Raw genomic sequence first — 5,452 nt, forward strand, 5'->3', positions numbered from 1 at the left:
TCATTGGACAGTGCTTACCCATACTCGTTACCGGCGTACTGTGGGCCGTATGGGGCCCTTCACCGGGGAAGCGGGCATTACATCTTCGGATAGTCGATGCGGACACGGGGCGACGGATGACCGTGAGGCAAGCGGGTTTGCGCACACTAGGCTATCTGCTTACTTTCGCGACATTCGGTGCAGGATTCTTGTGGGTTCTATTCAACGAGCGAAAGCAGTGTTTGCACGATCGGATAGCCAACACCGTGGTCATCGACGATGGACTCGTTGATAGCAGTCCTTCGGAAAAATAGGCAGCGGTGTAAATTGGCAACGCCGATAGACGCTGCCAGAGGGGGCAGTGGGTGGCTTTAGCGCACGAGGGACGGACGCTTGTTGTCGAACTTCCAGTTCGGAATCAGATACTGCATCGCGACGCCATCATCCCTCGCACCCAGGCCGTGCTGTTGGTAGAGCGCGTGAGCCTTTTCAAGCTCATCCATATCAAGCTCCACGCCAAGCCCAGCCTGTTCAGGGACTTTCACTTTTCCGTCGACAATCTGCAGTGGGTTACGTGTGAGACGCTGGCCATCTTGCCAAATCCAGTGGGTGTCGATGGCCGTAATTTTCCCCGGCGCCGCAGCTGCCACTTGCGTGAACATGGCCAGCGAAATATCGAAGTGGTTATTCGAATGAGAGCCCCACGTAAGACCCCATTCATTGCACATTTGCGCGACGCGCACGGAGCCCTGCATTGTCCAGAAGTGCGGATCGGCAAGCGGGATGTCGACTGACTGCAATTGAATGGCATGACCCATCTGACGCCAATCGGTTGCAATCATGTTGGTGGCGGTCGGAAGGCCGGTTGCCCGGCGGAACTCCGCCATCACTTCGCGTCCTGAGTAGCCGTTTTCTGCGCCACATGGGTCTTCTGCATAAGCCAGTACGTGGTGCTGGTCGCGGCAAAGACGTACCGCTTCGGCAAGCGACCAGGCACCATTGGGGTCGAGTGTCACGCGTGCTTTCGGGAATCGCTCGGCAAGCGCGGTCACCGCCTCGATTTCGGCATCGCCGGGAAGCACGCCGCCTTTGAGCTTGAAATCGTTGAAACCGTAGCGAGCCTGAGCAGCTTCCGCCAGACGGACGACCGCTTCCGTTGTCATCGCTTCTTCGGTGCGCAAGCGCGACCAGTCATCGCTGCCGTCCGCACCGCTTGCGTATGGCAGGTCCGTCTTCTTACGGTCGCCGATATAGAACAGGTAGCCGAGCATTTCGACTTCGGTGCGCTGCTGACCTTCGCCAAGCAATGCGGCGACGGGCACGCCGAGATGCTGACCGAGCAAATCGAGCAGTGCCGCTTCGAGTGCTGTGACCGCGTGAATCGTCGTTCGCAGATCGAATGTCTGGAGACCCCGGCCGCCGGCGTCGCGGTCGGCGAATTGTGTGCGAGCCCTGTTGAGAACCGCTTGCAAGTTGCCGATGGATTGACCCACAACCAGCGGGCGCGCGTCGTCGATGGTCTTGCGAATGCTCTCGCCCCCAGGAACCTCGCCCACGCCCGTGTTTCCGGCGCTGTCCTTAAGGATCACGATGTTGCGCGTGAAGAACGGGCCATGTGCACCGCTCAAGTTCATCAACATGCTGTCGCGGCCAGCGACGGGCACGACCCGCAGCTCGGTGACGGTGGGGGTTGTGTTGGACTTGATTGAGTTCGTGGACATGAGAATGGACCCTGGTGAATTAAAAGGCTGTACGCTGGCGGGCGCTGCCGAGTGCGTGCTATTAATGATTTCGACGCAGTTGGCTGTACTCCACGAACGCCGCCGGCTCGTCGGTTAGATACGCGAGGCTCGATTCGATATTGGCGGCTGTACCGAGGCGAGAGAGCTGGCCCCTCAGGGAATCTACAGCATTGCAGGGAATATACTTCAATCAGATCATCGCTAGCCGAAGGCGAATTAGGACGTCCGACAATAAAATCGGTGATAGACGAAAAGCGGCCGCGATTGCGCATCATATGCACAAAAGCGGCCGCCACGCGTTTATACGCGAACGGACATCGGGCCTCTTAGATTACGCTGCCACTTTGGCGCACCGCGCGCCCCGCGGCTCGCGACAAGACGTAATAGACTGCACCGCCAACCAGCATGCCCGCGAGCGCTTCCGAGAACCACGGCGCCAGATAGTGAACGAGCACCGCGACAACCGCGCCCGCGCCCCAGGCGAGAAATGCGCTTCCGCGAAAATCTTCGACCGCTTGCGTCTGCGAGTAGTGGCGGATCAGCATTTGATCGACAATGATGACGGCGCCGATCGGAGGAACGAGAATTCCCAGCAGGTTAAGCCAGTTGAGGAACAGACTCCAGACACCGGCGAGCGCCAATAGACCACCCAGCACCCCGAGAACAATAGTCATTGTTCTCATCTTCTTCTTCGCGATTCGTCCCCAGCCCACTGCACCGTTGTACAAGCAGTGCGTGCACACGGAGCCGAGATTTACGAAGACAAAGACCAGCGCAATCGCCGACAGCACGCCGCCGTGGCCGGTCAGGACCGGCATGAAGTTTCCGCCATTCGTGGCCGGAGCGACGGCGGCACCCGCGCAAACGATCAGGATGCCGAAGAGCTGCGCGATAATATTAGCTATTGGAAACGCCGTGAAAATCGCATAGATCGCGGACCTACCATCCTTGGACCAGCGTGTAAAGTCCGCTGTCATCGTTCCCGAATCGGCGAACGTTGCAACGACCACCGTCACAGCACTTCCAACAGACATTGCGCTGTTCATGCCGAGCCCGTTGTAACTGATCACCTGCGAAAGCGAATGTTCCGAGCTCACCAGATAAAGCGCCACGGCTCCAAGGATCACGTACAGCGGCGCCGCGATCATGCCAACGATCGATAGTGCGCGAATACCGATGAACGTCACGCCGGTATAGAGCACCATCGCCACGATGATCGTCGTCGTCTCGTTCCATCCATACGCAGCGTGCACGGTCGTCCCGGTCAGCCCGGTCTGGAATGCATACCACCCTATGACGACGCTTGCCAGGAAGCCCGATGTGATCACGTAACCCTTTTTGCCGAACGTGTGCTCGGCTTGAAGGGCGAAACTGCGGCCGGTGTTTCCGGCGATAAAGCTCAACGCGCCGACATACGCGAAAAGAATGGCATTGCCGATCAGGACCGCCAACAACGCCTTGGCGAAGCCAAGGTTGTAGGCAATGATGCCGCCAAAGACGGCATTCGTGATGATCATCGGAAAGCCGAACCAGACTGCCGCCACGGACGACAACGAATGGCGATGCGACTGGGGGACTGGCTCGTGTTCGAACTCTGAGTGAAGCGAATGTTGTTCGGTCGACTTGCTCATGACGTTCCCACTCCCTGGTTTAACGTGAGAGACCGGCGTTCTCGACGAGGCTCGGCCAACGATTGCGCCACGGACGTGCCTGCTCGAATGCCGCCGAGGCACGCAGCACCAGCGCATCGTCGAGATGACGTCCAACGATCTGCAAGCCGACAGGCAGTCCATCATCGGTGAAGCCCGCCGGGACGGATGCGGCCGGCTGTCCCGTGAGATTGATCGGATACGTGAATGAGAGCCACTGTGTCGGCGCGACCATGCGTCCGTCGGTTTTCTCGGGCCCCTGGGTATGAACCGGAAAGGGCGGAACCGTTAGCGTGGGCGTCAGGAGGAGATCGTAGTTGCTCATGAAACGCCACATCTTGTTGACGACCGACTTGCGCGTCACCATTGCATTGGTGAAGTCCTCTGCCGTCCAAGGATGATTGAGAAACGCCGTGAGGTGCGGCGACATCTCCTTGCCGTGTTGGGCGGCCATTTCGCGCATGCCCTTGAGATCGGTGTCCATTGCGACAATTGCCCAGAATGCGTCGAAAGGATCGCTCCATCCGGGATGCGCAATTTCCACGGTACAACCGAGATCGCGTTCGAAGACACGCACGGCGTCGTCGACAACGCGACGCACGCGCGGATCGACGGCTGCATAGCCCCAGTCCGGACTGTAGGCAACACGCAGCCCTTTAAGATCGCCGTCCAGCGATTTCATCCAGTCGAAGTCAGCGGACGGCAGCGAATGGCGATCGCGCGGATCGGGACCTGCGATGACGGACAGCATGAGCGCGCTGTCCGCAACAGTACGGCTCATCGGGCCGATGTGTTCGAGGCTCTCCCAGCTCGACACACCAGGGTAGCGTTCGTCGCGGCAGCCGGGATACAACGGGACGCGCCCCATGGAAGCTTTGATGCCGTAGATGCCGCAATGCGCGGCAGGGATGCGGATGGAACCGCCGCCGTCGCTCCCGATCGCAAAGGGAATCTCGCCGCTGGCAACGGCTGCGCCGGAACCGGCACTGGACCCTCCCGGCGTCAGGTCAAGATTCCAGGGGTTGCGCGTCGTTTCAAAGATCGGATTGTGGCCGACGCCGCTATAGCCGAATTCCGGAACATTGGTTTTTCCGACGATGATCGCGTCGGCCTTCTTCAGGCGCTCGACGACCACATCGTCTTCGTCTGGAACAAAGTCCTGATACGCGACAGACCCGGACGTCGTCCGGATTCCTGCCGTAGAGACCAGGTCCTTGATACCGACCGGCACGCCTGCAAGCGCACCGACCTTTTCACCGCGAAGGATACGTGCTTCGACGTTACGCGCCTCTTTGCGCGCGGCTTCCGCCGTCACGGTGCAGAACGCGTGGATCGAAGGCTCGAGTTTCTCCATTCGCTCCAGATGCGCATCGACCACTTCCACCGGCGAAAGTTGTTTCGTGCGGATTGCTTCGGCAAGCGCGGTCGCATCCATCCCACAAATAGTGTGTGCTACGTCCATCTCCGTCTCCGTTAATAGTTTTGCGATGTTCTGATATTGGGAAGAACTTGTGAACGAGTCCACACCGTGTGTTGAACAGTGTCGGTAGTTTTGTTAAAATTTGTGAATAGAACCTGCCTCAGACGGGTGAAACGCGAAGCCGGTTTCCTAATGGGGTGTCAGCTGTGCCAGAGCACAAGGCGGGGCAGCGGTTAAGCGTGGTCGACGACGATCCTTCCATTCGAGAAACGCTCAAAGGGTTTCTCGAAGCTGAAGGCTATGAGGTCTATTGCGCGGCCGATGCAGACGAACTCGACAGAATCCTGCACGTCAAACTCATCGACCTGGTTTTGCTGGATATTCGATTGCCCGGACGCGACGGCCTTTCTCTGACACGCGAGTTACGTGAGAAATCGGAAATCGGCATCATCCTGATCACTGGTCGTAACGACAAGATCGATCGCATCCTCGGCCTGGAATATGGGGCGGATGACTACGTCACCAAACCGCTGGACGAACGTGAACTGCTGCCGCGCGTGCGCAATCTGCTGCGCCGCGTTGGACACAGCCGCTCCGTAGCCGTTGCCTCCACGCTGTCATTCGGGCGATTCAAACTAGACACGCGAGGCAGGAGCTTGATG

The 5,452-nt window shown here is 58.7% G+C and carries 5 protein-coding genes; 2 read left to right on the forward strand and 3 right to left on the reverse strand.

Features of this window, described 5'->3' with window-relative positions:
- The coding region (locus tag WCA53_RS31835) for an RDD family protein (RefSeq protein ID WP_423921100.1) at positions 1-293 on the forward strand (293 nt) is incomplete at its 5' end.
- 57 nt (positions 294-350) lie between these two features.
- On the opposite strand, the gene gudD is transcribed toward WCA53_RS31835, so the two are convergent.
- The 3 genes from gudD to WCA53_RS31850 all read right to left on the reverse strand — a co-directional run bounded on the left by gudD (position 351) and on the right by WCA53_RS31850 (position 4,832).
- Positions 351-1,700, reverse strand: a complete 1,350-nt coding sequence (gene gudD, locus WCA53_RS31840) for a glucarate dehydratase (RefSeq protein WP_423921103.1) — start codon at positions 1,698-1,700, stop codon at positions 351-353.
- Positions 1,701-2,047: 347 nt separating this feature from the next.
- Positions 2,048-3,352, reverse strand: coding sequence for a purine-cytosine permease family protein (locus WCA53_RS31845; protein ID WP_423921106.1), 1,305 nt, complete (start codon positions 3,350-3,352; stop codon positions 2,048-2,050).
- Positions 3,353-3,371: 19 nt separating this feature from the next.
- Complete coding sequence (locus WCA53_RS31850; RefSeq protein ID WP_423921109.1) at positions 3,372-4,832, reverse strand: amidase; 1,461 nt, start codon at positions 4,830-4,832, stop codon at positions 3,372-3,374.
- A 197-nt stretch (positions 4,833-5,029) separates the two neighbouring features.
- On the opposite strand from WCA53_RS31850, the gene WCA53_RS31855 reads away from it, so the two are divergent.
- A partial coding sequence (locus WCA53_RS31855) for a response regulator (protein ID WP_423921113.1) occupies positions 5,030-5,452 on the forward strand: 423 nt, incomplete at its 3' end.

The sequence above is a fragment of the Caballeronia sp. genome, assembly GCF_049581465.1.
GTDB lineage: Bacteria > Pseudomonadota > Gammaproteobacteria > Burkholderiales > Burkholderiaceae > Caballeronia.